The following is a 21,023-nucleotide window of genomic DNA, read 5'->3' as shown; positions in this document are numbered from 1 at the left end:
TGCGTCCTCCAGAAATATGCATTACCATAATTTTACATGTGAAGTAAGTCAACGCCCGGACATGCCGCCATCCCAGTTCGGGCGCGGTCGTGACCAGTGACAGGGTAGGGCCGATGCTCAAGCTGCCTCGCGTCAAGGCTGCCGCCATGCAGGCTTCATCTCGGCATCTTAGCGCGAGCGCAATGGCCGACAAGCCGGCGCAAATCTCGTTGGCCTTCCGCGACGATGTTCCCGGCCATCTCCGTTTGGAACTGGATGGTCGATCCCTGGCCATCAATGGACGGCACGCTTCGATCCAACGAACGCCCTAAGACGCCACAGGACTTGGAGGATGAGATGCGCGACAACGTGATCGGCCGGGCCAATGTCGAGGACACTCCGGAGCTCAAGGCCTACTACAAGGATCTCGAGAAATACGAAGCCGGTGCTTTGTGGACCGTCGCCAACAAGATCGAGCCATGGCAGCCGCAATCGGCGTCCGTTCCCGTGCTCTGGCGCTACGGCGATCTGCGCGAACATGTGCTGCGCTCGGTCGAGCTGGTCTCTCCAGAAAAAGCCGGGCGCCGGGTGATCTATCTCAACAATCCCGGTCGTCGCGACGTATCGGCAGCGGTCGGCTGGCTCTATTCGGGCTTGCAGGTCATGCATCCCGGCGAGGTCGCCTCGGCCCACGCGCACTCAGCTTCGGCCCTGCGCTTCATCATGGAAGGCTCCGGTGCCTACACCGTCGTCGACGGCCACAAGATGACGTTAGGGGCCCGCGATTTCGTGCTCACACCAAACGGCACCTGGCACGAGCATGGGGTCGACGCCGGCGGCTCGGTGTGCATCTGGCAGGACGGGCTCGACATCCCGCTCGTCAACGCGCTCGAAGCCAATTTCTTCGTGGTGCATCCCAACATCCAGCAGGAAGAGTCCGGCTATCCCGTCGACGACATGACCAAGACCTGGGGCAACCCCGGGCTTCGCCCGGTGAACGCGCCGTGGTCGAAGGGCTATTCGCCGATGTTCAAATATGAGTGGGAGCCGACCTACGAAGCCCTGCAGAAATATGCGGCGGCGACCGACGGCTCACCTTACGACGGCATCCTCATGAACTATGTCAATCCGGTCACCGGCGGGCATGTGATGCAGACGATCGGCGCGAGCATGCAAATGCTGCGGCCGGGCGAGAAGACGACATCGCACCGGCATACCGGAAGCTTCATCTACCAGGTCGCCAAGGGCCGCGGCTATTCCGTCATCGCAGGCAAGCGCTTCGAATGGCAGGAGCGCGACATCTTCTGCGTTCCGTCCTGGGCCTGGCACGAGCACGGCAATGCCTCCATGAGCGAGGACGCCTGCCTGTTCTGCTTCAACGACCTGCCCGTGATTGAAGGTCTCGGGCTCTATCGGGAAGAGGCCTATGGCGACAATGCCGGCCATCAGCCGGCGGCCTGACATCGTGTTGCTCCCTGCGAATTTCAACGGAAAGAGTCGGATCAAGCTTCCATGCGTCTCGTGACCTATACCTTCGGCTCCGGCGGTGCCCGCCTTGGAGCGCTCGTCAACGGGCTGGTCGTCGATGTCGAGCGCCTCGGCGCATCGTCCGGTCTGGCATGGCCGAGCGACATGCTGTCGTTCATCGACAACAACGCGACGCTGTTGCCGGCGCTCAAGGGTGGCCTCGAAAACGCCAATGGGCGCTTGCCGGCCGGCGCTGCCGTTCCCCTCGAGGACGTGAGGCTCCAGGCGCCGATCCCGCGGCCGCGCAAGAACATCTTCGGCATCGGGCTGAACTATCGCGCGCATGTCGCGGAGTCCGCCAAGAGCCTGGACACGGACAAGGATCTGCCGAAACAGCCGGTCGTCTTCTCCAAGCCGCCGACCTCCGTGATCGGTCCGGGCGCGGCGATCCAGCACAATGCGAAGATGACGCAGCAGCTCGACTGGGAGGTCGAGCTTGCCGTCATCATCGGCAGGACCGCGACGCGCATCACGGCCGAGAAGGCGATGGACCACGTGTTCGGCTATTCGGTGATGATCGACATTTCCGCGCGCGACAACCGCCGCGCCGGCCAGTGGATCTTTTCCAAGGGCATGGATACTTATGCGCCGTTCGGTCCCTGCATCGTGACCGCGGACGAGATTGCCGATCCACATGACCTGCGGCTGTGGCTGACCAAGAACGGGGTCACGAAGCAGGACTCCAATACCAAGTACATGATCTTCGATGTTCCGGCCCTGATTGCCGACATTTCGTCCGGAATGACGCTGGAGCCGGGCGACATCATCGCGACGGGAACGCCGGAAGGGGTGGGCGCAGGCATGACTCCGCAGGAATGGCTGTGGCCGGGCGACGTGGTGGAAGCCGGGGTCGACGGCGTCGGTGTCATCCGGCACCCCGTCGTTGCGATCTGATGACGGCGTTCTCGTTCGACCGCAAGCTGCGGTTCGCGGACTGCGATCCCTCCGGAATCGCCTACTTCCCGGCCTATCTGAACATGCTCAACGGAGTCGTCGAAGATTTCTGGGAGGCGATCGGATTTCCCTGGCCCGGATTGATCACGCTCCGGAAGATCGGCACGCCCACCGTGCATCTGACCTGCGATTTCTCCCGGCCGTCGATGTTCGGCGATCTCTTGACGTTCAAGCTGCGCATCGGCCGGGTGGGTGGATCATCGCTGCATTTGGCTCATGTCGTCTCGGGCGCAGGCGGCCTGCGCTGGCGTGCCCGTCAGATCCTTGCCGCAACCTCGCTGGTGGATCACCATGCCATTCCCTGGCCCGACGATGTCCGCGCCGCACTGCTGTCGCATCTGAACGTCGATGAGGAAATTGAAGCAGCGTCATCATGATCTCCTTGTTCATGACATTCGTCGACCCGACGGGCGGACGGCGCGTCGGATCGGACGCACTGGACTCCGCCGCGGCGCTGGTCGGGGCGGTCACGGAGATGACCGAGGGCCTGCTGTTCACGCCGCTGGAGCAATCGGTCGATCATCCCTACAAGGTCGACGGTCCGGGGCCAGCCTTCGCGCTGCAATTGCGGTTTCCGGATCTGTTCGCTTGTGAAGCTGCGCTGGAGCGCGACGGAGCGCTCGCCAGCCTCGCAACCGGCGGCGGATTATCTAGCCTCACCGGATTGGACGTAACCCACCAGGTGATGCTGACACGCTCCTTTCCGGTCGATGTCGCCGCGCATCCCCCCGGCACCACCACCCCGTGCAGCTACCTCGTGCACTATCCCGGGCCGGCAGACGACATCAACGCCTGGCATCTGCACTATCTCGAGCATCACCCCTCGATCATGCGGACCTTCCCGGACGTCCGCCAGATCGAGATCTATACCCGGATCGATTGGGTCGACCGGCTGCCGTCGCGACGGGTCGAGCACATGCAGCGAAACAAGCTGGTGTTTGACAGCCCGGCGGCCCTCTCGCGCGCGCTGAGCTCCGACGTGATCAAGCGCATGCGCGCGGACTTCGTTCAGTTTCCGCCGTTCGCAGGCGGCAACAAGCATTTTCCGATGCTGACGCGAACGGTTGCATCTAAATCTTAGAGCCGAGGGCGCACGCAAAGCGGACATCGGCGGACAACGTCAAATAGAGCAGGCAGCTCCGCCCGAGAGGCGGCCGAGATAATCGTCCAAGGCTTCGTCGGCATGAATATCGGCCACGGTGCAACAAGCAGCGGTACGTCCGTCCGCGCGGCTGACGCAAGAACGCGCCACGCTGCGGTAACCTGACGCTTGCTGCGGCTAGAAAGCAAGATGACAACTTGCGGCCATGGTGGCAGAATGGTGACAGACGTGGTTTGAAGTTCAGGCGACCAAGAACAACGAAGAAAAAGTGATCGCCCCGCTCACGTCGTCCAAGGGAGGAGATGGCTCATGAAACGCATGTTTCTGGGGTTAATCGCCGTTGCCCTGATCGCTTCGGCGTTTGTCGTATCCACCACTGCAGTCATGGCGCAGACGAAAGTGTTGAAGATGCAGGCCACATGGCCGGCGTCGCTCACGCTCTATGACAACTTCACCTATTTCGCCGACCGGGTGAACAAGCTGTCGGCTGGAGCGCTGAAGATCGAGGCAATGCCCGCTGGCCAAGTCGTGCCGGCGTTCGAGGTGCTGGACGCAACCCACAAGAGGGTGCTCGACGGAGCGCATGCGTGGGCCGGCTACTGGACCGGCAAGAACAAGACCGCGATCCTGTTCACTGGCGGTCCCGGCGGCACCTTTGGCATGGACTTCATGGACGTGATGGGTTGGCTCTATCACGGCGGCGGCCTCGACCTATACAACGAGTTCTATCAGAAGGAGCTCAAGCTCAACCTCGTCGTGTTCCCCATCCTGCCTGCGGGGCCGCAGGCGTTCGGCTGGTTCAAGAAGCCAATCCAGACGGTCGAGGACATGAAGGGCATGAAATGCCGCCAGACCGGCATAGCCGGCGAAGTGTGGCAGGCCCTCGGCTTCACGGTGGTCAACATGCCGGGCGGAGAAATCATTCCCTCTGCGCAACGCGGCGTGATTGATTGCGCAGAATGGGTCGGCGGCATCGAGGACCTGCAGCTCGGCTTCCACAACGTCTGGAAGTACCATTATTCGCCCGGCTTGCATGAGAACGTGACGATCGGCGAAATCGTCATCAACGGCGATGTGTGGAAGGAGCTCAGCCCGCAGCATCAGGAGATCATCAAGTCGGCGGCCAACGAGACATTCCTGGTCTGGTGGACCAAGTGGCAGCGCCAGAACGCCGATGCGCTGATCGAGATGCAGCAGAAGCACGGCGTGCAGATCCTGCGCACGCCGACGGAGATCCTGCTGGCCTTCATCAAGAAGTGGGACGAGATCGCGGCGGCCGAGAGCGCCAAGAACCCGTTCTTCAAGAAGGTGCACGAGTCGCAGAAGGCCTATGCCAGCGCCGTGGTGCCGTACAAGCGGTCCTATTTCCCGCCGTACTCCTTCATGGCGAACTACTACTTCCCTCTCGAGAAATAGGACTTCCTCCGAGGGCGGCCGCTCAGGCCGCCCCCCATTGATGCGGCTCATGCGCCCGCTCTGCGTCGCGCCGCAAATGCGCCGCCCGGACAGTCAAGGGAAGGGGCGAGGGATGGCTGAGATAACAGGCAGGCAGCCGCCGGCACTGCTGGCCATAATCAGGATTATCGACGGCTTCACGGACCGGACCGGCACGATCATCTCGTGGCTGTCGGTGCCGCTGGTCCTGGCCGTCGCTTACGAGGTTGGGGCGCGTTACCTGTTCAACGCGCCGACTATATGGGTCTATGACGCAACCTACATGCTCTACGGCTCGCTATTCATGCTCGGCGCCGCCTACGCGCTGCACAAGGGCGCTCATATCCGCACCGACTTCTTCTGGGAGAAGTTCTCGATCCGCAGGAGGGGCTGGATCGATACGATCTCCTATGTCGTCTTCTTCTTCCCGAGCCTGATCATGCTGTTCCTGATCAGCTGGAACGAATTTCACTACGCCTGGCTGATCAACGAGACTTCGGACCAGACGCCGTGGCGGCCCGTGCTGTGGCCGTTCAAGTTCATCGTGCCGTTCGCCTGCCTCCTGCTGCTGATCCAGGGCGTGTCCGAACTGATCAAGAGCATCTACATGGCGCGCACCGGCGTCGAGCTCGAGCACAAGGAGAAGGTCGAGATATGACCGCAGAAGCGCTCATCGGCGTCGTCATGCTGCTGGTGCTGCTCGGCGCGATCTTCATCGGTGTGCCGATCTCGTTCACGTTGCTGTTTCTCGCCTTTTCGTTCGGCTACTGGGGCATGGGAGCGACGGTCTTCGAGCTCGGCTACTTCCAGACTATCGGCATGATGAAGGAAGAACTCCTCGCCGCCGTGCCGCTGTTCATCTTCATGGGCTTCATCACCGAGCAGGCGGGACTCATGGAACGCCTTTTTACGGCGTTCCGCATGATGCTTGCGCCGGTGCGCGGCGCACTCTTCCTCGTCGTCATCCTGACCTCGACTGTGTTCGCGATGGCGACAGGCATCGTCGGCGCAGCCGTCACCGTTCTTGGCATCATGGCCTCGCCGATCATGACGAAGGCGGGTTATGACGCCAAGCTTTCAGCGGGCACCATCACGGCGGGCGGCACGCTCGGCATTCTCATTCCCCCGTCGGTCATGCTGATCGTGATGGGCCCGGTGCTCGGGGTGTCGGTCGCCGATCTCTATGCTGCAGCCTTCGGGCCGGGCTTCCTGCTGGCCGGCATCTACATCGTCTATCTGATGGGCCGCGCCTTCCTGAATCCCAAACTAGGGCCGCCGGTGCCAAAGGATGAGCGGATCTACTCCGTTGGCTACATTGCGCGCGAGGTGATTGTCGGCACGCTGCCGCTGCTCGGGCTCATTACGGCGACGCTCGGCTCGATCATCGGGGGTCTTGCGACGCCGACGGAGGCCGCTGGCATCGGCAGCGTCGGCGCTCTGGTGCTGGCCATCGCATATGGCAAGTTCTCGTTCGCCGGACTGCAGCGCGCGCTGACCTCGACAATGGCGACGTCGAGCATGGTCCTGCTGCTGGCGGTCACATCGAACATCTTCGGTGCGGTGTTCGCTCGCCTCGGCTCGGCGAACTGGATCACCGAGACGATGCTCGGCCTGCAGTTGCCGCCGAGCTTCATGCTGATTGTCGTGCTCTTTCTCATTTTTCTGCTGGGTTGGCCGTTTGAGTGGCCAGCCATCATCCTGGTGTTCCTGCCGATCTTCTATCCCGTTGTGAAGGGCATGGGCATCGACCTCATATGGTTCGGAGCGTTGGTTGCGGTGGTGCTGCAGACCGCCTTTCTGTCGCCTCCGGTCGCCATGTCGGCGTACTATCTCAAGCAGGTGGTCAAGGGCTGGAGTCTCGCGACGATTTATGCCGGCATGTTCCAGTTCATGATCCTGCAGGTGTTATGCGTTGCGCTTATGATCGCTTTCCCCGGCATTTCGACCTGGTTCCCGCAGACGCTGCACGAGACGTCGCGCAGTCAGGTCATCCCCGAGGAGTACAGGAAAATCCTGGAGCAGCAGAAGCAAGCACCATCCCTGGAAGACGAGGATTGGTTGACCCCAAAAAAGAAGTAGCCGGACGTCTGCGTGCGCTGCGCTGCTCAAGGATTACGGATTTATGACGGTGGGATGTCGATCCATCTCATCCCTCCATCGAATTGAACACTTGGCAGAAGAAAGGGGCCATATCGGTCGGTATCCGAGCGTGGAATACATTTTCTGCCGTGTGTGTACCGTTTCACATCTTGTACGTGAAACGATGCTACCGTTGGTCTGAAAGTCCCGTTTATTTCCGGCCCAACGTCAGCATTTTTTTGGCAATTGTAGTTCTAGGGGCTCGTAAATGAGTAGTCGTGATCGGGTCTGCGACCGCATGGTCATTCTGCACCAACGTGTCTGGTCGCTCAATTCTCAGCTTGCAGAGCTTCGATCCCTTAGCGCTCGGGTGCAAAAGGCGTTGGAAAGAACCAACGGCAAACGTTCAAGAGTCCCACGTGTGGGGGCAGTGCGGCGTCGATCTCGAAGATAACTGCAAGCTCGAGAGCCATGAGCCGCAGCTCGGACCATGTGCCGTAACCCGCAGAAGGTAGGCTCTCTGTCGCAGGCCCGCGCTGGGGCAAAAGCATCGTTCTAGCTGCCCGCTAGTCACTTCCGGTCTGCGCCGATCGGCGAACGGTTTTGGAGCCCGGCCATGGGCAGTCTCATGGGGGTTGATCCTTGGGACGGTCCAATCGCGTACCGCTTCCATGTGTGCTATCTAGTTGGGTAGCAAAATGGTAGCGGGAAAAGCAGATCATGACTGACGATCAGGTCAATCTCGTCGTTCAGCACCTTTGCGAGCAATTGCACTTGGCGCTCCGATTGAAGGGCAGCGAGGCACATCCACCAAATGCCAAGGATATTGGATTCGATCCTGCCTTTGTACGAACTGTACTGCTGACCGGGTTGCGATCGGCAGGTGTCACGATCCATGACGAGGCAGCCGGGCCGAGCGAAGAGCCGCCGCGGTCCTAAACGCAAGATGCGAGACAAAAGCTCCGCGCCGAAGTCTCGGTGGCGTCACGAGCGGCCGTCGAGGTAACCGCGTCCCCGCGTCCCGTTTACCGTCGACAGCCGACATCACAATAGCTTCAGCGTTGTTCGGCTTGGGGTCCAAAGGCGGTCCTAGCTCAAAGGCAAGGAATAAGTCAGCTACGGGCCATAGCCGACACCCGGGATTCTGCCGTTGACCGGCACACGGTGGCCCGACTTCGGAACCTCTGGGGCCAGCGGCTGTTGTAGCGCACGAGGGCCTGATGCATGGACATGGTCACGCGCGCTGACAGTGCGGAAGCCGACCCACCGAGCCGCGCTTCTCCAGTGAACTCACACAACGAGTGGGACCCGCTAGAGGAAGTGATAGTCGGAAGGCTCGAGGGTGCGGTAATCCCCTCCGACCATCCGGTTGTCACCTGCAACATTCCGGGCATGGCTGCGCGGGCCCAGTCGCTGTTCGCAGGCTTCCATTACCCAAAGATCATGATTGAACCCGCGCAGCGCGAACTCGACGATTTTGTCGCTCTGCTACGATCGTTGGGCATCGTAGTAAAGCGGCCGGACGCGATCGACCACAAGAAGCGCTTCGGCACGCCGGAATGGTCCTCGCAGGGCTTCTGCAATTCCTGCCCGCGCGACAGCATGCTTGTGGTTGGCGGGGAGATCATCGAGACGCCGATGGTTTGGCCATGTCGCTACTTCGAAACGCACTCCTATCGTCCGATCCTGAAGCAATATTTCCGACGTGGCGCGCGCTGGACCGCCGCGCCCAAGCCGCAGCTGACGAACGAGCTGTTCGATCCAGAGTTTCACGTGCCCGAGAAAGGCGAGCCGATTTCATACATACTCACCGAATTTGAGCCGGTTTTTGACGCCGCCGATTTCTTTCGCTGCGGGCGCGACCTGTTCGTTACCCGCAGCAACGTAACCAATGCGTCCGGCATTGAATGGCTGCGTCGGCATCTTGGCGACGGTTATCGCATTCATGAAATCAAGAGCCGCTGTCCCAGTCCGATGCACATCGACACGACCATTTTGCCGCTTGGGCCCGGCAAGATTCTGATCAATCCCGAATACATTGACGCCGACCAACTTCCGGCCATCTTGAAAAAATGGGACATCCTCGTGGCTCCGGAGCCCGAGCCGATAACCGATCCTATGCTCAGGATTACCTCGCTATGTGGGAAATGGCTCAACATGAACGTGCTGATGGTGGACGAGAAGCGCGTTATCGCTGATCCGCATCATACCGCAACGATGCGTGCGTTGGAGAATTGGGGACTCGAGCCCATTCCCTGCAAGTTCTTGCACTATGCCGCATTTGGCGGAGCCTTCCATTGCGCCACCCTCGACATCCGGCGTTGCGGCACGTTGCAAAGCTATTTTTGAGCGCTTTAGGTGGGGCAGATAGTTTGCCGCGCGGCACACTTTCGGATAGCGTTCGTTCGATCGTGCAATCTGTGCGTCATCTGAAATACAGATGGACAGCGGCAGGAGCTTCTACGCCATGATTACCCCGGGACGTCATCGTCCGCTTACCCAGGACGCTTGGAATGAATCGGCTGTTCGGGTCACGATTGAAGAAATTGCGGCCGATGCGATCGCACATTTCCATCCCGACACCTTCTGGCCGGCTCATCCGAGTGACGACGGGGTGGGAGATGGTGACCCCAGCTTCTACAAGGGCGCGGCAGGGGTCATTTGGGCACTAGATTACTTACATCGCATAGGGGCTACCCGCGCCGCGGAAGACTTTCGCTCTGTGCTGCCAAAGCTGATCGAGCGGACAATCATCGATCACGAAGCCAGTTCGCCGACCGATTATGGGAAGCATGGCTCGCTGCTTCGCGGCGACATGGGTGCGGCACTTCTCGCAATGCGCCTTGCGCCGACATCGAGCCTCGCCGACCTGGTTTATAGGCGCGCCGAAGCAAATAATGGACTACCGATCCGAGAACTCATGTGGGGTATGCCGGGGTCGATGGTAGCTGCAGTCCACATGGGCAGGATGACAGAGGAAGCGCGATGGCGCGGACTCTTCGAAGTGCAGGCGGCGCGGCTGTTGGCCGAATTGGAGGACACGCCGCAAGGTCCCCTTTGGACCCAGGATCTTTACGGTACCAAAGATCGCTTTCTCGGGCCCGTTCACGGCTTCGCTGGCAACGTCATTCCGTTATTGCTCGGATGGGATTGGTTGACGGCGGCGCAGCAAGCGTACGTAGCCGAATTTGTACCGAAGTCGCTTGAAGCGAATGCGTGGCAGTACGAAGTTGGAACAACATGGGGCCCGAGAAGCAAGCGCGAGAAGCGGCTTTTCATATGTCAGCACTGTCACGGTGCGCCGGGAATGGTGACGACTTTTGCTGACGCGCCTTTCACTACGCCAGAATTTGACGCACTTCTGCTGGATGGTGGGCGCTTTGCCTGGGCCGCCGGACCGCTGACAAAGGGGGCGAACCTTTGCCACGGTACCGGTGGAAATGGCTACGCATTCCTCAAGCTCTACCGACGCACGAATGCCCCCATTTGGCTGGATCGCGCGCGCCAGTTCGCTATGACTGCCATCTTCCAGTATCGCGGCGCTCAGATGGTTGCCGGCCGCGGTCGGTATTCGCTTTGGACCGGTGACATCGGTCTTGCAATCTATCTTTGGGATTGCATCACAGGGGATGCTCGGTTCCCGACTATCGACGTGTTCTGAAATGTGGGACGGGGGACGCTATGGTCAAAATCGGCGTTCTGAGCCGGCGCGAGTGGTTGCCTTTTCGCCAATCCGACTCGTTGCGATGCGGAGATACATTCGTCAGCGAGGTTGACTGCCATGCTTGCTGAAAAGTTCTTTCTGGTGTTGGAGACGCTGAGAAGCCACGCGTCCGATGATAAACCCCTCATCGTGATAAGTACCGCGCCGCATATTCCGATCGCGTTGCCGCGCAGGAAGTAGTCTTGATGCCGCCCGGTCAGGAGCGGCCTCTTTGTTTACAGGGATGCCGCGCCTTGGGAAGGATGGAACAGAGGCGTCCGTAACCGGATTAGTAAAGGCGCCTTTGTCGCCGATCTGTTCGTCGACTTTCGCGATCCGTTGCTGGTTCCGTGAGCAAGCTGGAGATCTGGCACATGGGACTCGAGGCCGAGTTGAAATTTCACATTCCACATCGTGGCTTGAAGCAAGTGGAGCATGGACGACTTCCGGGCACGAAGCGGGGATGTCCGGCAGAAGCCGACCTGCTTTCGACGTATTTTGATACGCCAAGACACAAGCTAAAGAAGCATGGTCTCTCTCTTCGCGTTCGCCAGGACAAGGAGACGTACATCCAAACCGTAAAATCGGAAACGGATGGGCAGTTCGGCCGCGGAGAATGGGAAACGTTGCTCGAAAGCGGTACACCCGATCTCACAAAGCTCAATGGTTCTCCGCTTGAGGCGCTTTCCTCAAAAAAGCTGAAGCAGAAACTCAAGCCGATCTTCAAGACCTCCGTGCATCGGGTCACTCTGCCTATCGAGAGAAAAGGCAGTGAGATCGAACTCGCGATCGACCGCGGCAAGATCATGGTGGGGCATCGTTCGGAGCCGATCGACGAGGTGGAGATTGAACTCAAGCGCGGTAAGCCGCAGGATCTCTTTCAGACAGCGGATGCGCTGGCGCGAAGGACGGAAGCCGAGCTGTATCTGCGATCAAAGGCCGAACGGGGCTATGACCTCGCTGACGGGCAAGTCAATCCTGTCAGTTTCGCCGCGCCGATCAAGCTGGACAAGCGCATGGACGCAAGCGACGCTTTCCGGATCGTCGCTCGCTCCGCGATCCGGCACTTTGTGGGAAATGCCGATGCCGTGCGGGACCACAATCCCGAAGGCATCCACGAAATGAGAGTTGGATTGCGGCGCTTGCGCGCAGCGATTTCGCTCTTCTCCAAGCTCTTGCCGAAATCGAGCACAGAAAACGTCAAGCGCGAGCTGAAGTGGCTGACGGGCGAGCTTGCGGCGGCCCGCGAGCTCGACGTCTTTCTCAACCAGACAATTCGTCCCGCGGCTCGTGACGTCATTCCACGGCGCGGCATCGCGGCTGTCAAGCAGGAGTTCACGAGGCGACGCGCCGACGCCTTCGAGCAGGCATCAAGTGCCCTCGACTCAAGGCGCTTTCGAACGTTGTTGCTGGACGTGCTAGAATGGGTGGAGATGGCGCATCATGGCTCCAGCGGCCACACTCCGATCCGCAAATTCGCCGCCAAACTTCTTGTTCGCCGCATTCGAAAGATACAGAAGGATGGCAAGCAGCTTGAGGATTTATCGGCTCGCGCGCGGCACAGGCTGCGCATCAGGATCAAGAAGGTCAGATATGCGGCGAGGTTCTTCGAAAGCCTGTTCAATTCCAGGGGGCAGCGCAAGCGGCTTGCGCAACTCGAGAAACATTCGAAGAGGCTCCAGGACGCATTGGGAGCAGTCAATGATTATCTTGCGCACCGAGAGATGGCGCTCGATGCGGCCCTCAATGCACCGCCTCACAACCGACGCGCTCGCGCTTTTGCCTCGGGCGTCCTCGTTGGTCGGGAGGATCAGGCTGCAAGACCGCTCTTGCGGGCAGCCCGAAAAAGGGTGAGCCGGCTGAGGGCGTTGTAGACAGCAGGCGTGCTGCGGCGCCGACGACGGATAGGTTGGTCCAGCGATGAGGTCGCCTCATTGCTCTGGTGGTCGGGGACGTAACAGCCTAGACTGAATTCGAGTTGGACCAATCGGAGCCAGCGCATGAGGCCTCGCGGGCTCACCCCGGTTCGAAAGTGGCCGCCCGCATGAAGCATTGGATTCATTGGCTGCCAGGGCTGGACACCTTCCGTCAATATAAGGCGGCCCACCTTCCACACGATCTCCTCGCTGGGCTTGTGCTCGCGACGATGCTGGCCCCGGCTGGAATTGCCTACGCGGAGGCATCCGGCTTGCCCGGCGTCTACGGTCTCTACGCAACGATCACGCCGCTGTTGGCCTACGCATTGTTCGGTCCGAGCCGCATTCTCGTCCTGGGACCAGACTCGGCTTTAGCGGCCATCATTCTCGGCGTCGTCGTTCCGTTGTCTGGTGGCGATCCTCTTCGCGCCGTGACCCTGGCCGGGATGATGGCACTCGTTTCGGGAGCCGTATTCATTCTGGCTGGCATCGCGGGCCTGGGTTTTGTGACCGAGCTCCTCTCCAAGCCGATACGCTATGGCTACATGAACGGAATTGCGTTGACCGTGTTGATCAGCCAACTGCCAAAGCTCTTCGGCTTCTCGATCGAGAGCGAAGGGCCCTTGCGGAGCCTATGGGCGATCGGCAGCGCGGTTGTAGAAGGACGGACAAACTGGGTCGCACTTGCCATTGGACTCGGCACGCTGGCGAACATTCTGTTGCTCCAGAAATACAAGCGGCTTCCCAACATTCTGATTGCGGTCGTCGGCGCGACCGCCGCGGTCGGTGTGCTTGACCTTGGAGATCGCTACGCGGTGCAGCTCTTGGGACCTCTTCCAGAAGGTCTGCCGGGGTTCGCCGTTCCCTGGATCGGATACAGCGACCTCGTCCCAGTGCTGATCGGCGGGTACGCAACCGCGTTGGTGGCGTTTGCCGATACCAGCGTGCTTTCGCGGACCTATGCCGCAAGATTGGGGACTCACGTCGATCCCAACCAGGAGTTGGTGGGGCTCGGCGCGGCCAACCTCGTAGCCGGCTTTTTCCAAGGTTTTCCGATCAGCAGCAGCGGTTCGCGCACTCCCGTTGCAGAAGCCGCCGGTGCCCGCACGCAACTCACCGGCGTCGTCGGCGCGCTTGCCATCGCCTTCCTTCTGTTGGCCGCGCCGAACCTCCTTCAGCATTTGCCCAACGCTGCACTAGCCGCCGTCGTTATAGCCGCCGCAATCGGCCTGATTGAGATCACCGACCTCAAACGGATCTATCGCATTCAGCAGTGGGAGTTCTGGCTGTCGATCGTCTGCTTTGGCGGTGTGGCGGTGCTTGGCGTGATCCCGGGGATCGGTCTCGCAATCGCCATCGCCATCGCCGAGTTCTTATGGGACGGTTGGCGCCCGCACTCCGCCGTGCTTGGCCGCGCCCACGGCGTCAAGGGTTACCACGACATCACGAGATATCCGGATGCACGTCGGATTCCCGGGCTGGTTTTGTTTCGGTGGGATGCGCCTCTGTTCTTTGCCAACGCTGAATTCTTCAAGGAGCGCGCTCTGGACGCCGTGACGAAATCGCCGACGCCCGTACGCTGGCTGGTCGTTGCGGCCGAGCCGGTCACCAGCGTGGACGTCACCGCTGGCGATACCGTCGCCGAACTCGACGAGGCCTTGCACGCCGAGGGCATCGAGCTTTGCTTTGCCGAGCTCAAGGACCCCGTAAAGGACAAGCTGAAGAGATTTGGATTGTACGCGCAGCTGGGGGAGAAATACTTCTTTCCGACAATTGGCGCGGCCGTTTCCAGCTATCTGGAGATCAACAGTGACGTCGAATGGGAGGACTGGGAGGACCGACAGAGCGATGGGCGGTAACACGCTGGATTTGAATGACGCCAATCGACTGCCGCTCGTGCCCGTATTTAAGCTCTTGTGTCCTAATGTGAATCCCGCGGAGTAATTTCCGCAAGCTACCTTTCGGGCGACAGATCAAGGAATTTGATGCTCGGAACGAGTCCAGAACGCCTTCACATCCTTAGCTATCGAAGCACCACGATGGCTGCTAAGTTCCGGCCCTATGAGGCGCCAAGCCATTATCGTCCCAGCGATCGGATTAGCGATTGTTTTGGCGGCGATCGTGCTGTTGCTTGGCGGGTAAGTCGTCCTCAGTTCTGCCTTGACTCATGTTATGAAGCCGCACCGGGGTTTTACGGGGGAGCTTATGAAAAAGGGCGATGTGACGTGCTCTGAGTGCGGGGCGGGTTTTCGGCGTCTTGAGTTGGCGACCGCGTCTGGCACAAAAGGGGAATATCGTTGCCCTGCTTGCGGCGAGGTTTTAGAGAGGTTTGATGGTAGTGCGCTTGTCGCCTACCGTCTTACGATTCAACCCTCCATTAAGGCGATCCGCGAGTGACGAGAGTGCATTTGCATGACTGTCACACACTACTCTTAGCATGAGATAGCGACGGCCGCCCGTCGCGCTCGCACTCCCCGTCCATTCCATTCCACGGTGGGCGGGGAGCTTTTTAGGCCGTCTCAGTTGGCGGCATCTCATTTAGATGTCCAGCGGCCCTTACTTGCTGCTCCGAGCTTATACCTTTTGGTTAGGACAGGAACGTTCGCGCAATTGGCGAGTCTTCCCGGTGCCCTTCACCAAGGGCGACCCCGATTGGCCCCAGCTTCAATGCCCCCCAATATCCCCGCGAGCTGGGGCCATTTTTTAGAGGCAGAGGCCTCAGCTCGTCCCATTGCCCGGAGCTGGGGCCTTTTCGTTCGCGCCGTCGGCAATCGCCTCAACATCAACCGGTGGCAGTTCGCCCGTTCGGTCCTTAGATCGGCTGCACGCCATCCGCTCTACCGCCGATAGCCGACATCACAACAAGATCAGCGTGGTTCGGCAGGCCCGCGATGATGACATCATGCCACTGTTTTGCCCGACGCGTCAACTTCATGTTCGAAAAATCAGAAAATATTGCGTCACTCTGCTAAGCCATTGATATCGTGATCACCGGCTACTGTGCATGGGGTTGTTTTTCGACTTTTTGTTGTGCGGCCCCCCAGAGCTCTGCCGCGCCTGGTCGCGGCCGCCGCTAATGTCCGCCGAGATAGGCCGTGATCAGCCGGGGATCGTGGATGAGATCCTTGGCGGGTCCTGACTGCACGATCTCGCCGGTCTCCAGAACGTAGCCGTAGTCGGCCGTCTCCAGCGCCGCGCGGGCGTTCTGCTCGACCAGCAGGATCGACACGCCGAGATCGCGCAGCGATGCGATGGTGCGGAAGATCTCGCGCACGATCAGGGGCGCAAGGCCGAGGCTCGGCTCGTCGAGCATGAGCAGCTTCGGCCTCGCCATCAGCGCGCGTCCGAGTGCGAGCATCTGGCGCTCGCCGCCGGAGAGCGTGCCGGCGGCCTGGCGCTGCCGCTCCTTCAGCCGGGGAAAGCGGTCATAAACCTCGTCGAGCGTCTTCTGGACGCCTGAGCGGTCGCGCAGGCTGTAGGAGCCCAGCAGGAGATTGTCGGCAACCGACATGTCGGAGAACAGCTCGCGCTTCTCCGGTACCAGGCACAATCTGCGCTCGACGCGATCCTCGACCGACATCCTGCCGATATCGCTGCCCTGAAAGATCATGCGGCCTCTCGAGGAGAGCAGTCCGATCGCGGCCATCAGCAGCGTGGTCTTGCCGGCGCCGTTCGGGCCGATGACGGTGACGATTTGCCCTTCCTCGACCGACAGCGAGACGTTGCGGACCGCTTCGACGTTGTCATAGCAGACCGTGACGCCCGACAGGGAAAACATCGAGCTCACGCGACGCCTCCGAGATATGCCTCTTGCACCCTAGCGTCGCTGCGGATTGCAGCCGGCGCGCCCTCGCAGAGCTTCGAGCCGAAATCCAGCACGACGATGCGGTCGACCAGCGACATCACGAATTCCATGTCGTGCTCGACGATCAGGATGGTCAGGTGGTCGGCCCGGAGCGAGCGCAGCAGCTCGGCCAGCCTGAGCTTCTCCTGGCGGCGCAGGCCTGCCGCGGGCTCGTCCAGCACCAGGAGGGTCGGGTCTGCGGCAAGCGCGCGCGCGATCTCCAGGATGCGCTGATTTCCGAGCGGCAGGTTGCCGGCGAGTTCGAACGGCTTCTCGCCGAGACCGACGCGTTCGAGCTGCATCAGCGCCTCATGACGGGCGCTCGCTTCCTCGCGCCGATTGAGCCGGAAGGCTCCGGCGAACAGCCCCGCGCCGGTGCGGCCATAGGTGCCGAGCATCACGTTCTCCAAAAGGCTCATGCGCGGCCGCAGCTTGACGTGCTGGAACGTGCGCGCGATCCCCGCCTTGGCGATACGGGACTGCTCGTCACGTGTGATCGGGCGTCCGGCAAAGACGATCTCGCCCTTGTTGACCCGCAGCGCGCCGGTCAGGCAATTGAACATTGTGCTCTTGCCGGCTCCGTTCGGACCGATCACGGCGAGGATTTCACCCGAGCGTACTTCGAAGCTGACATTGTTGACGGCGACCAGGCCGCCGAACCGGCGCTCGGCGCCGTCCACCTTCAAGAGCAACTCACCGGGCTTCGGTTGCGAACGGCGGGGCAGGGGCGATGCCGGCCGCGGCCGCTCATGCTGCAGTTTCGGCAGGTAGCGCGCGATGAACGGCACGATGCCCTGTCGGGCCCATTGCAGGAACAGGATGAAGAGCGCCGAGAAGGCGACGATCTCGAGCTGTCCGGAGGCGCCCTTGGCGATCAAGGGCAGATAGTCCTGCACGCTGTTCTTCAGCAGCGTCACGATGGCGGCGCCGACGACGCCGCCGAGAAGGCTGCCGGCACCTCCGACCATCGACATCATCAGGTATTCGATGCCCATGCCGGCATCGAACGGACCCGGGCTGATGAAACGGCTCATATGGGCGTACAGCCATCCCGAGAGCGAGGCCAGGAAGGCCGCGATCACGAAAGTCACGAGCTTGATCCGGAACGCGTTGATGCCGAGGCTTTCGACCAGCGTGTTGCCGCCGCGCAGGGCGCGCATGGCGCGGCCGAGCCGGGAGTCCAGCAGGTTGTAGCCGAGGAAGAGGATGGCGGTCACGATGCCCCAGATCAGGAAATAGATCTGCGCGCTGGAGACGAGGGCGAACGATCCGAAGCTGATCGGCGGGATCGACGAGATGCCGTTGAACCGGCCGAGCCCCTCGACATTGCCGAACAGGAAGCCGATCGCCAGACCCCAGGCCATGGTGCTGAGCGAGAGGAAGTGGCCCTGGAGCCGCAGGGTGACGAGACCGAGAATGGTCGCAACGCCGCAGGTCAAGGCCACACCGAACAGCAGGCCGAGCCAGGGCGAATGGCCATTCAATGCCGAGACCCAGGCGGTGGCATAGGCCGCGACCCCGACGAAGGCCGCCTGTCCGAACGACACGATGCCGCCGACGCCGGTGAGGAGCGCGAGCCCGATGGCGACCAGCGAATAGATGCCGATGTAGTTCATTAAGGTGATGCTGAACGGGCCGAGGACGAAGGGAGCCGCAGCGAGGCACAGGACGGCGGCGCCAGCGGCGATCTGAACGTGAAGGCGCGTCATTCCTCGATCTCCTCCTCGGAATGCAGCGATGCGAGGGATCGCCAGATCAGGACCGGGATCAGCAGCGAGAACACGATGACGTCCTTCAGTGCGCTGCTCTCGAAGGATGCGAAGCTTTCGAGGATGCCGACGCCGACGGCGCCGATCGCCGCGCCCGGATAGCTCGTCATGCTGCCGATGATGGCGCCGACGAACGCCTTGAGGCCAATCAGGAAGCCGGAATCGTAGAACACCGTGTTGACGGGCGCGATCAGGATGCCCGATACGCCGGCCATGAGAGAGCCGAGCAGATAGGCGATCGTGCCGGCGCGCGCCGGTCGTATTCCCATCAATCGCGAGCCGGTCCGGTTCACGGCGGTGGCGCGCAGGGATTTGCCGACCAGCGAGAAGTCGAACAAGAGATAGAGCAGGCCACTGAACACGAGCGCTGCGATGACGATCAGCATGGTCTGACCCGAGATCAGCACGCCGGCGAGCTCCATCGAGAGGGAGGTCAGCGGCTCAGTGCGGACCCCTTCGGGGCCGAAGAACAACAGGCCCAGCCCCACCAGCGCAAAATGCAGGGCCACCGACACCGTCAGCAGCAGCAGCACCGTGCCGTCGGCGATCGGGCGGAACACGATGCGGTCGAGTAGCGGAGAGATCGGCGTGATCAGCATCAGTGCGAGCACGAGCCTGATGGCGAGGGGCGGATCGAGGCGCATGGCAAGCCAGGTGCTGCCGACCACAGCCAAGGGGAGTACGAGATAGAAGAGCAGGGCGCGCGGAGCGAGACGAAGCTCGCCGGAGCGCGTCAACGAAACGATCTCAATGAAGGTTGCGAGGCAGGCCAGCACCACGACCAGCGCGCCCGTCCCCGGAAAGCGCTTCGCATCGAGCGCCGCGAGCGTCAGCGCAGTGAAGGCCGCGATGTCGCCAAAGGGGACGAAGATGACCCGCGTCACGGTGAATATGAGCACGGTCCCGATCGCCACGAGCGCATAGACCGCGCCGGTGGCGATACCGTCGATCGCAAGTATGGCCGCGATATCGCTCGTCATTGAGACGCTATCCCCCTTCCAGTTGTCCGCCCCCTTGATCCTTCTTTACGGCGCGTACTTCCAGGCGCCGCCGGTGAGGCGAACGACGACGAGGGAGCGCTCGTCGACGCCAGTCACGGCGCCCGGCTTGAAGTTGTAGACGGCATGCACGCCCGGAAGCTCCTTGGTGCTGAGGATCGCATCGCGCAGGGCAGCGCGGAATTCGGCCGTGCCGGGTTTCGCGGTCTTGAGCGCCCGCTCGGCCGCGTTGGCGAAGATCAGCCAGGCGTCGAAGGAATAGGCCGAGAAACCGTCCGTGGTCGGAATGTTGTGGGTCTTCTGGTAGACGCTGCGAAAATCCAGCGCGATCTTCTTGGCGAAGTGCTCGTCGGGCAGCTGTTCGGCGACGATCACGGGCCCGGCCGAGACTTGAATTCCGTCCGCCGCCTTGCCGCCCACGTTGACGAAGTCCGGATTGACCAGCGCCACCGTGCCGTAGGTGTTGCCCTTGAAGCCGCGCTCGGCAAGGCTGAGCAGCGGCAGCGCACCTTGCGTGCCGGAGCCTCCGATCAGCACGGCATCGGGCCGCACAGCCATCACCTTGAGGATCTGCGCGGTGACCGAAGTGTCGGTGCGGGCATAGCGCTCATTCGTCTGGATCTTGAGGTCGTCAGTCGCCTCAGCTGCCTTGGCGCCGTTGTAGACGAGGTCGCCCCATGCATCCGAGAAGCCGATATAGCCGATATTCTTCTTGCCATCGCGCTTCATGCGATCGGCGATGATCTTGACGAGCAGCGAAGCCGGCTGCGGTACCGAGACCACCCACTGCTCCGGCGTATCGGGCAGCTTGACGATCGGCGAGACCGCGATCATCGGCACCTTCAATTCGCTCGCCACTGCCGCCATGGCGATCGTCGATGGCGCGGTTGCGGTGCCGATCAGCAGGTCCACCTTCTCTTCTTCCACCAGCTTGCGGGCGTTGCGCGTCGCAGCCGACGGATCGGAGCCGTCGTCGAGCTGGATCAGGCGAATGGTCTCGCCATTGACCGACTTCCTGTATTCGTAGGCCGCGTTGATGCCGCGCCCGTAGGGGATCCCGATCGAGGAGCCGTTGCCACTCAGCGAGGTGACAAAGCCGATGGTGATGTCGGCCTGCGCGGCCGGTGCGACGACGATTCCAGCCACAAGTGCAAGTAAGCTCACGGTCTTGCGCATTGCCTTCTCCTGCTTCGATGGGAATGTGAGTGACTGGATGCTGCCGGGCCTGAGCCCGAACTTCGAACGAATGGATCGAAAGCGATGCTGCAGCGCCGAATGTCGGCGCGACTGAAAAGACCTTGCCTTGCGGGCAGCGCAATCATGCCCGGGCTTGCCGCTGCAGGTTAGCGCAGCCGCGCTCTGTCGCGCGTCGTTCAAGTTCGAAGACTGTCCACACAATCGAGTCTCTCAAGAACGGTGCCCTGCAACTCATTGTCCCGCCGCCAGAGCCGGCCGGGCGAAGTATTACTTAAAGCCTAAAGTATATTCCGAGGAGGCGTCAACAGCATGGGGCGGCTGTCTTCAAAAAAATGCTGTTGCATACAATTCCGGCACCGGCAGCCAAAACTCGCGCTTCCTGTTCGCGCGAAATGGGCGCGGCGGCCGTGGCGCCTCGGACCATAATCTTCGATGCGCCGCACACATTTGACGCGCCAATTAGTTTATGGTTGAAATATTCGCGTCGACAGTCCCGCGACCGATCCTCCCATACCCGTTCG

Annotated in this window: 16 protein-coding genes; 12 read left to right on the top strand and 4 right to left on the bottom strand. The window is 61.1% G+C overall.

All coding sequences use genetic code 11. The features are described from left to right. Positions 1-336 precede the first annotated feature (336 nt). The 12 genes from AAE027_RS20275 (at position 337) to AAE027_RS20220 (ending at position 14,553) form a co-directional block, all read left to right on the top strand. The gene (locus AAE027_RS20275; RefSeq protein ID WP_370988578.1) at positions 337-1,440 is read left to right on the top strand and encodes a cupin domain-containing protein; all 1,104 of its coding nucleotides are present in this window, start codon (positions 337-339) and stop codon (positions 1,438-1,440) included. Between the two features lie 51 nt (positions 1,441-1,491). Further along, positions 1,492-2,400 (top strand): fumarylacetoacetate hydrolase family protein, encoded by a 909-nt coding sequence (locus AAE027_RS20270; RefSeq protein WP_370988577.1) that lies wholly within the window; start codon positions 1,492-1,494, stop codon positions 2,398-2,400. Then, a complete protein-coding gene (locus AAE027_RS20265; protein ID WP_370988576.1) occupies positions 2,400-2,837 on the top strand; it encodes an acyl-CoA thioesterase in 438 nt (145 codons plus the stop codon). The genes AAE027_RS20270 and AAE027_RS20265 overlap by 1 nt, the downstream gene beginning before the upstream one ends. Then, complete coding sequence (locus AAE027_RS20260; protein ID WP_370988575.1) at positions 2,834-3,541, top strand: hypothetical protein; 708 nt, start codon at positions 2,834-2,836, stop codon at positions 3,539-3,541. Before AAE027_RS20265 ends, AAE027_RS20260 begins: the two co-directional genes overlap by 4 nt. 330 nt (positions 3,542-3,871) lie before the next feature. Beyond that, on the top strand, positions 3,872-4,978 hold the full coding sequence (locus tag AAE027_RS20255; protein ID WP_370988574.1) for a TRAP transporter substrate-binding protein: 1,107 nt from the start codon (positions 3,872-3,874) through the stop codon (positions 4,976-4,978). A gap of 112 nt (positions 4,979-5,090) precedes the next feature. Next, positions 5,091-5,654 carry a TRAP transporter small permease subunit gene (locus AAE027_RS20250; protein WP_370988573.1) on the top strand — a complete coding sequence of 188 codons (564 nt, stop codon included), beginning with the start codon at positions 5,091-5,093 and terminating at the stop codon, positions 5,652-5,654. Further along, a complete protein-coding gene (locus AAE027_RS20245; RefSeq protein ID WP_370988572.1) occupies positions 5,651-7,075 on the top strand; it encodes a TRAP transporter large permease in 1,425 nt (474 codons plus the stop codon). The genes AAE027_RS20250 and AAE027_RS20245 overlap by 4 nt, the downstream gene beginning before the upstream one ends. Before the next feature lie 720 nt (positions 7,076-7,795). Then, positions 7,796-8,014: a hypothetical protein gene (locus AAE027_RS20240; RefSeq protein ID WP_370988571.1), complete on the top strand. Its 219-nt coding sequence runs from the start codon at positions 7,796-7,798 to the stop codon at positions 8,012-8,014. Positions 8,015-8,299: 285 nt separating this feature from the next. Then, positions 8,300-9,424, top strand: coding sequence for an amidinotransferase (locus tag AAE027_RS20235; RefSeq protein WP_370988570.1), 1,125 nt, complete (start codon positions 8,300-8,302; stop codon positions 9,422-9,424). Between the two features lie 91 nt (positions 9,425-9,515). Beyond that, positions 9,516-10,736 carry a lanthionine synthetase C family protein gene (locus AAE027_RS20230; protein ID WP_370988569.1) on the top strand — a complete coding sequence of 407 codons (1,221 nt, stop codon included), beginning with the start codon at positions 9,516-9,518 and terminating at the stop codon, positions 10,734-10,736. A gap of 416 nt (positions 10,737-11,152) precedes the next feature. Further along, entirely contained in the window at positions 11,153-12,652 is a 1,500-nt protein-coding gene (locus tag AAE027_RS20225; protein ID WP_370988567.1) for a CYTH and CHAD domain-containing protein, read from the top strand. Between the two features lie 170 nt (positions 12,653-12,822). Further along, complete coding sequence (locus AAE027_RS20220) at positions 12,823-14,553, top strand: SulP family inorganic anion transporter (RefSeq protein ID WP_370988565.1); 1,731 nt, start codon at positions 12,823-12,825, stop codon at positions 14,551-14,553. 1,214 nt (positions 14,554-15,767) lie between these two features. On the opposite strand, the gene AAE027_RS20215 is transcribed toward AAE027_RS20220, so the two are convergent. The 4 genes from AAE027_RS20215 to AAE027_RS20200 are packed head-to-tail and all read right to left on the bottom strand — an operon-like array spanning position 15,768 to position 20,481. Continuing rightward, positions 15,768-16,472: an ABC transporter ATP-binding protein gene (locus tag AAE027_RS20215; protein ID WP_370988695.1), complete on the bottom strand. Its 705-nt coding sequence runs from the start codon at positions 16,470-16,472 to the stop codon at positions 15,768-15,770. 5 nt (positions 16,473-16,477) lie between these two features. Beyond that, positions 16,478-18,247 (bottom strand): branched-chain amino acid ABC transporter ATP-binding protein/permease, encoded by a 1,770-nt coding sequence (locus AAE027_RS20210; RefSeq protein WP_370988564.1) that lies wholly within the window; start codon positions 18,245-18,247, stop codon positions 16,478-16,480. Next, entirely contained in the window at positions 18,244-19,287 is a 1,044-nt protein-coding gene (locus tag AAE027_RS20205; protein ID WP_370988563.1) for a branched-chain amino acid ABC transporter permease, read from the bottom strand. The genes AAE027_RS20210 and AAE027_RS20205 overlap by 4 nt, the downstream gene beginning before the upstream one ends. A 45-nt stretch (positions 19,288-19,332) precedes the next feature. After that, entirely contained in the window at positions 19,333-20,481 is a 1,149-nt protein-coding gene (locus AAE027_RS20200; protein WP_370988562.1) for an ABC transporter substrate-binding protein, read from the bottom strand. Between the last annotated feature and the right edge of the window lie 542 nt (positions 20,482-21,023).

The organism is Bradyrhizobium sp. DN3, assembly GCF_041357655.1.
Lineage (GTDB): Bacteria > Pseudomonadota > Alphaproteobacteria > Rhizobiales > Xanthobacteraceae > Bradyrhizobium.
The sequence above is the reverse complement of the archived record's forward strand: the minus strand, read 5'-3'. Positions and strand labels throughout refer to the sequence as shown.

What these genes read in the sequence shown, in the direction of transcription:
- AAE027_RS20250 (WP_370988573.1), top strand. Translation starts at nt 5,091, where the DNA reads ATGGCTGAGATAACAGGCAGGCAGCCGCCGGCACTGCTGGCCATAATC.
- AAE027_RS20210 (WP_370988564.1), bottom strand. Translation starts at nt 18,247, where the DNA reads ATGACGCGCCTTCACGTTCAGATCGCCGCTGGCGCCGCCGTCCTGTGC.
- AAE027_RS20245 (WP_370988572.1), top strand. Translation starts at nt 5,651, where the DNA reads ATGACCGCAGAAGCGCTCATCGGCGTCGTCATGCTGCTGGTGCTGCTC.
- AAE027_RS20275 (WP_370988578.1), top strand. Translation starts at nt 337, where the DNA reads ATGCGCGACAACGTGATCGGCCGGGCCAATGTCGAGGACACTCCGGAG.
- AAE027_RS20225 (WP_370988567.1), top strand. Translation starts at nt 11,153, where the DNA reads ATGGGACTCGAGGCCGAGTTGAAATTTCACATTCCACATCGTGGCTTG.
- AAE027_RS20240 (WP_370988571.1), top strand. Translation starts at nt 7,796, where the DNA reads ATGACTGACGATCAGGTCAATCTCGTCGTTCAGCACCTTTGCGAGCAA.
- AAE027_RS20265 (WP_370988576.1), top strand. Translation starts at nt 2,400, where the DNA reads ATGACGGCGTTCTCGTTCGACCGCAAGCTGCGGTTCGCGGACTGCGAT.
- AAE027_RS20235 (WP_370988570.1), top strand. Translation starts at nt 8,300, where the DNA reads ATGGACATGGTCACGCGCGCTGACAGTGCGGAAGCCGACCCACCGAGC.
- AAE027_RS20205 (WP_370988563.1), bottom strand. Translation starts at nt 19,287, where the DNA reads ATGACGAGCGATATCGCGGCCATACTTGCGATCGACGGTATCGCCACC.
- AAE027_RS20215 (WP_370988695.1), bottom strand. Translation starts at nt 16,472, where the DNA reads ATGTTTTCCCTGTCGGGCGTCACGGTCTGCTATGACAACGTCGAAGCG.
- AAE027_RS20220 (WP_370988565.1), top strand. Translation starts at nt 12,823, where the DNA reads ATGAAGCATTGGATTCATTGGCTGCCAGGGCTGGACACCTTCCGTCAA.
- AAE027_RS20260 (WP_370988575.1), top strand. Translation starts at nt 2,834, where the DNA reads ATGATCTCCTTGTTCATGACATTCGTCGACCCGACGGGCGGACGGCGC.
- AAE027_RS20255 (WP_370988574.1), top strand. Translation starts at nt 3,872, where the DNA reads ATGAAACGCATGTTTCTGGGGTTAATCGCCGTTGCCCTGATCGCTTCG.
- AAE027_RS20200 (WP_370988562.1), bottom strand. Translation starts at nt 20,481, where the DNA reads ATGCGCAAGACCGTGAGCTTACTTGCACTTGTGGCTGGAATCGTCGTC.
- AAE027_RS20270 (WP_370988577.1), top strand. Translation starts at nt 1,492, where the DNA reads ATGCGTCTCGTGACCTATACCTTCGGCTCCGGCGGTGCCCGCCTTGGA.
- AAE027_RS20230 (WP_370988569.1), top strand. Translation starts at nt 9,516, where the DNA reads ATGGACAGCGGCAGGAGCTTCTACGCCATGATTACCCCGGGACGTCAT.